This is a genomic window from Methanobrevibacter sp. (assembly GCF_045646045.1).
Lineage (GTDB): Archaea > Methanobacteriota > Methanobacteria > Methanobacteriales > Methanobacteriaceae > Methanocatella.
In genome coordinates this window covers 1-6190 of the sequence record NZ_JAZRJY010000163.1, presented here as the reverse complement: position 1 = coordinate 6190, position 6190 = coordinate 1, and the positions used below count along the sequence as shown (strand labels likewise).

Sequence of the window (6190 nt, the reverse complement as noted above, 5' to 3'; positions counted from 1 at the left end):
CCTCCCCATAAGAGAGCATACTGGTAGTTTTTATTGTACGGTTCAGTATTTTCGATTATTATTGAAGTGGCGTAAGTAGTCACGTCTTTTGATGTTAGTAATGTCTTATCGTAATATGAAATATAGAAGAATCCATTGTCTCCCCATCCAGTACCATAGCTGTTTTTGGCAATCCATGCGCCGTTTCCAGGAGGTGTGATTAAGAAGTTGCTTGCATCATAACTATCGTCCCATCCTATAATTGAAACAGCATGACTTGCTTCTATAGATTCATTTACATAATGTGCATGGGTTTCAGGGTTATAATAAGGATTTACCTCCCCAGATGTGGCTTGCCCGTAAAAGGACACATCTATGGAACCGTATTTCATGATTGCTAATTTAAGTAATGTGCCGGTTGGTATTTGGTCGTTAGCTGTGAACATCACATCCTGAATGTGTATATCATTCTGGGTTGTGATTACAGGTGAGATTTTTCCCACTTCATCATAGGTATCCGCATCCTGTGTGAATGCTCCAAGCCAGCTCAACAGATAACCTGTGGAAATACAGTTGGCTCCACCTTCTATCAGTAAAGTGGCCCCATATCTTGAATATTTCAGCATGGTATTCTGCATGTTGTTTTCTGAAAAGTCAGTTGTGATGTTTGCAGCTTTCAGCAATGCAGATTCCAAGGTACCTGTCATTCCGAATGTCCAGCAGGCACCCATTCCCGCCTGATTTTTAACGGATGAAACCCATCCGTAATCACGTAAATCAAATTTATCTGGAATGTTGGTGGTATTGACGGTATTGTTGAGCAATATCAATTGAATGCCCTGTCCAATCATTATTGTTGCATAATCTGTGTTGTTTATTGAGATATCATCGTCATAGGTATTCTTTTCTAAAACAGATTCCTTATCGAAAACAGTGTAGATAGGATTTTTATTGTTTTCAAATGTTGACTTTATGATGCTATATGAATTATCATATGCATAGATTGCACTGCCTGTACTTGCCACATTATTGAAAAATTTAGATTCAGTCATATTTAATGTACTCATATCACAGTATATTGCACCGCCATATGTAGAGTATCCTTCAATAATGCTGACTCCATTTGAATCAAAGGTACAATTATCGATTTCAGTATTTGTATATGAAAGGTAAACTGCGCCTCCATCATACATGGCATGAGAGTTTATGAATTCTGAATTCTTTAAAACGAAATCTCCGCCCAATTGGACATATGCTCCACCAAATTCAGAATAGGTGTCCTTAAATTTGGTGCCAATTATGGTCACATTACCTGTAGTGTCAGTAGATCCAGTAACATCTGCAAAAATGGCTCCCCCATTTTTTGAAGAAGTAACGTTTTCGAATTCACAGTTTTCAATATATAGTTCTCCACCGGCTTTAGTCCTAATTGCACCTGCAGTAATATTTGCTTTTAAATCAATGAATTTGGAATTGATTATTGAAGCTTTAGCAGATTTAACATTTAATGCTGGTGCATAAGATGAAATAATATTGGCAAAAGTAGTGTTTTCTATATACGCTTCAGTGCGGTCAGTCAGGTAAATTTGGGAACCTTTAACGAAATTTTTTGATGTTATGTATGAATTGTAAAGTTTCACTTCACTTTCCATAACAAGGATGGATGGTCCGTCTTCAGCATAACTATCAATAAATCTAGTATTATTACAAATAAGGATTGAACTATCAAGTCCTATCGCTCCTCCTTGATTGTCTGCATAATTGTTGATGAAAGTAACATTATTTAATGTTAGTGTTGATCCAACAACACGCATTCCAGCACAATTCGGATAATTACCGTTGATTAGAATCAAATCATTTAATGTAATATTATTTCCGCTAATGGCGAATAGTCTTGCTTGGTTGTTTCCATCTATTGTAAAACCGTTACCGTTAAGGACAAAATTATCCTTGCTGATTAAAATCCCAGTATTGTTGTCAGTTGCATTGTTGAAGGTATATTCCTTGGTTAAATCCAAAGACGTACCTGCATTTTCTATTTCATCAGCCAAATTACTGAATGAACTTTCACCAGTCGTAAAAATATAGTTTTGCGTAATTTCCAAAGTATCTTGACCGTCATCACTTATAATCTCATCGGAAATGTCATCTGCTGCACAGACCACCCCCACCGACATAATCAAAATAAGCATGACAATCATTATTTTCATTATTTTCATAATTATCACACATATAAATTTATGTCAAAAATCAGTATTTAAGTATTTATATTTGATTATAATGGTTAATAGCAGTGCTAATTAAAAAAAAAGAAATGAAAGGATAAAGTTAATTAATCCTTGATAGTTATTGTATTTGCGATTCTCATTCCATCATACTCTGAAGTAATGATGTATTCGCCTGCCATCAGATTAATGTTTAACCTAGCAATTCCATAGGAATCTGAGTATCTTGTGTAAAATACTCCATTGATATTGAATGTGACTGCAGCGTCTTTCAATGGATTACCTTGACCATCAAGAACAGTAACATTGAATGTAGAACCGTCTTTATACTTCATCTCCAAATCAGTAGCATTCAAAGTAGGTAATACTGTAATGTTATATGACATCTGAAGACCAGTCAACGGATCAATAGCTGTCAATATGTACTTTCCGGGGTTTAAATTAATGTTTAATCTGGCAGTACCATTTTCATTGGTTGTACGGTTATAGAAAACACCATTAATATTCATGGTAATGTTAACTCCACTAACAGGATTTCCTTCACCATCAATCAAGTCAATATAGAACTGTGAATCATTTCTGAAGTATTTAACTAAGTTATCAGCAATTAATGTAGGCAATACAGTAATTGTGTTTTCAACTGTTGTACGATTGAATATTGTTTTAATTGTGTAATTGCCAGGATTTAAATTAATGGCTATTTTAGCAGTCCCATTTTCATCACTAATTCTTGTATAATTCATACCATTGATTTCAAAGGTTACAGTTTCATTAGCAACACCAATATTAACTTCAAATTTGGAATCATTTTTATATATTTTAACCAAATCTTGGGTATAAATAGATAGAGGTAATGTATAGACTTTTAAAACAGCAATTACTCCTTCATTATAAGAATCTCTCCAAGGAGCTCCGTCGATAGAAACGAATGAAATATTATTAGTATAATGTGTTCTCATATATTCAAGTTTCATGAATGGTATATTTTTTGTAGTTATTACTGCTTTGAAGACATCACCTTCTTTGATTGGGACGTATTCGTTTAATTTTATGGTATGGTAACCAATATATGGACTCACTCCATTTTGAGTTAGTTTTAATTCATCGTTTACATAGATTTCAACAGTGTAGTTATCACCGCTTTTCTCGAAAAATGTTCCGACAGCAGCAATTAAATCATTTTCCAATGCTTCAAACACGTTCATATAGCTTACAGTTTCTGCACCATGTAAAAAACTGCCGTCCCATGGTATAACGTATTGGTAGTTTTTATTGTACGGGAGTGTATTTTCAAGAATTACTGCAGTAGCATGTCCATTCAATTCGCCGGGACCACATTGTACGAATGATTTGTCATAATATGAAACATATAAATATCCATTGTCTCCCCAATTGGTATCCCAACTGTTTTTCACAATCCATGCACCATCACCCGGAGGTGGAGTTAAGAACTTTTCTTTTGGAAAATTGTCATCCCATCCTACAACTGAAACAGCATGATTTTGCCGTGTAGGCACATCAACATATTGTGCATATGTTTCAGTATTATAATACAGGCTTACTTCATCATATTGAGATTGTCCATAATAATTGACATTTATAGAACCATATTTCATGATTGCTTCTTTAAGTTTTGTACCATTAGGTACTTCATCATTAGCTATAAATATCACATCTTGAACATGAATGTCTTGAGTGGTTGTGATTACTGGTGAAATTTTCCCCATTTCATCATATGAATCCAGATTTTGTGTAAACGCTCCGAGCCAACTCAACAAGTAACTTGCTGCAACAGTGTTCAATGCACCTTCCTCCAACTCTAAATCACCATAAATTGAATATCTTAACATAGTATCTTGCATGTTATTTTCAGAAAGGTCAATTCTAAGGCCTGTAGCTTTTAATAATGCAGATTCTAATGCCCCCATCATTCCGAATGTCCAGCAGGATCCCATCCAACCTTGAAATCTAACTGGTGAAACCCAACCCCAGTCACGTGAATCATATCTGGATGGAAGAGTACTGACATTAATAGTGTTATTAAGTAATGTTAATTGCATACCTTCTCCAACAAGTATTGTTGCATAAAATGTATTATTGGTTGATATGTTGTTGTCATTAATGAAAATATTTGTTTCATCTATATTGGATTGTTTATCGAAAACTGAGTAAATAGGATTTATATTGTTTTCAAATGTTGAATTGCTGATGGTATATGCTGAATCGTATGCATAGATGGCTGCACCTGCACTTGCGGTGTTATTGAAGAATTTGGATTCAGAAATGTTATATGTACCGATATCCAATAATAGTGCACCGCCATAAGTTGGATAATCTTCAATATCATCAACACAGTTTGAATCAAAAGTACAGTTATTGATTGTACTGTTTACACATGAAAGGTAAACTGATCCTCCATTGAAAGTTGCATGGCCGTTTATAAACTCAGTATTATTCAAAAATAAATCTCCACCTAATTGAAGGAATGCTCCACCAAAATCAGAACATGTGTCTTTAAATATTGAATCGAGTATGGTCACATTACCTCCATTTCCATCACCAGCAATATCTGCATAAACAGCACCGGCATTTTTAGAGGAAGTGGTGTTTATGAATTCACAATTTTTGATATATACCTCACCACCTAGTCTAACACCTATAGCACCTGCAGTAATATTCGCTTTCAAATTATTGAATTTGGAATTGATTATTGAAGTTTTAGAACCCCTAACATATAATGCAGGAGAATATGAAGAAGTGGAGTTTGCAAAAGTTGAGTTTTCTATGTAAAGTGTGGAGTTTTTAAGAGCAGCAATTTGAGAATACTTATTGAAAATTTTTGAACTAATCTCTGTATTGTAAAGATTTAGTTCACCTTTCTTAATATATATTGCTGAACCCGCTTCGGCATAATTGTCTATAAATCTTGAATTGTCACAATTTATGATTACATCACTATAAAGCCCAATAGCCCCACCTTCTGTTTTTGCATAGTTATCAGAGAAAGTAACATTGTTTAATATAAATGATCCAGTAGCATATATTGCTCCACCTTTTTCAGCATTACCTCCAGTTAAAATCAGATTGCTTAATGTTACATTGTTTGCAGTAATGTTGAATATTCTTGATTGTTTATTTCCGTCTATTGTAAAACCGTTACCGTTAAGGACAAAATTATCCTTACTGATTAAAATTCCAGTATTGTTGTCAGTTTCATTGTTGAAGGTATAATCCTTGGTTAAATCCAAAGTCGTACCTGCATTTTCTATTTCATCAGCCAAATTACTGAATGAACTTTCCCCAGTCGTATAAATATTATATTGCATTATTTCCAAAGTATCTTGACCGCCATCACTTATAATCTCATCGGAAATATCATCTGCTGCACAGACCGCCCCCAACGACATAATCAAAATAAGCATGACAATCATTATTTTCATTATTTTCATAATTATCACACATATAAAATTATGTCAAAAATCAGTATTTAAGTATTTATATTTGATTATAATGGTTAATAGTAATGTTAATTAAAAAAATGAAAGGATTAAGTTAATTAATCCTTGATAGTTATTGTATTTGCGATTCTCATTCCATCATACTCTGAAGTAATGATGTATTCGCCGGCCATCAAATTAATATTTAATCTGGAAATTCCATTGGAATCTGAGTATCTTGTGTAAAATACTCCATTGATATTAAATGTAACTGTAGCGCCTTTCAATGGATTACCTTGACCATCAAGAACAGTAACATTAAATGTTGAACCGTCTTTATACTTCATTTCCAAATCAGTAGCATTTAGAGTAGGTAAAACTGTAATGATATATGACATCTGAAGACCCGTCAAAGGATCAATAGCAGTTAATATGTACTCCCCAGGGTTTAAATTAATGTTTAATCTGGCAGTACCATTTTCATTGGTTGTACGGTTATAGAAAACACCATTAATATTCATGGTAATGTTAACTCCACTAACAGGATTT

Annotated in this window: 3 protein-coding genes; all 3 read right to left on the bottom strand. The window is 33.8% G+C overall.

Going from position 1 to position 6190, the window contains the following annotated elements:
* Positions 1-2198: C1 family peptidase (locus tag ACKI5C_RS10755; protein WP_407433110.1), on the bottom strand; the 2198-nt coding region annotated here is incomplete at its 3' end.
* 113 nt (positions 2199-2311) lie between these two features.
* On the bottom strand, positions 2312-5653 hold the full coding sequence (locus tag ACKI5C_RS10750) for a C1 family peptidase (RefSeq protein WP_407433109.1): 3342 nt from the start codon (positions 5651-5653) through the stop codon (positions 2312-2314).
* A gap of 107 nt (positions 5654-5760) precedes the next feature.
* On the bottom strand, positions 5761-6190 hold a 430-nt coding region (locus ACKI5C_RS10745; RefSeq protein ID WP_407433108.1), incomplete at its 5' end, for an Ig-like domain-containing protein.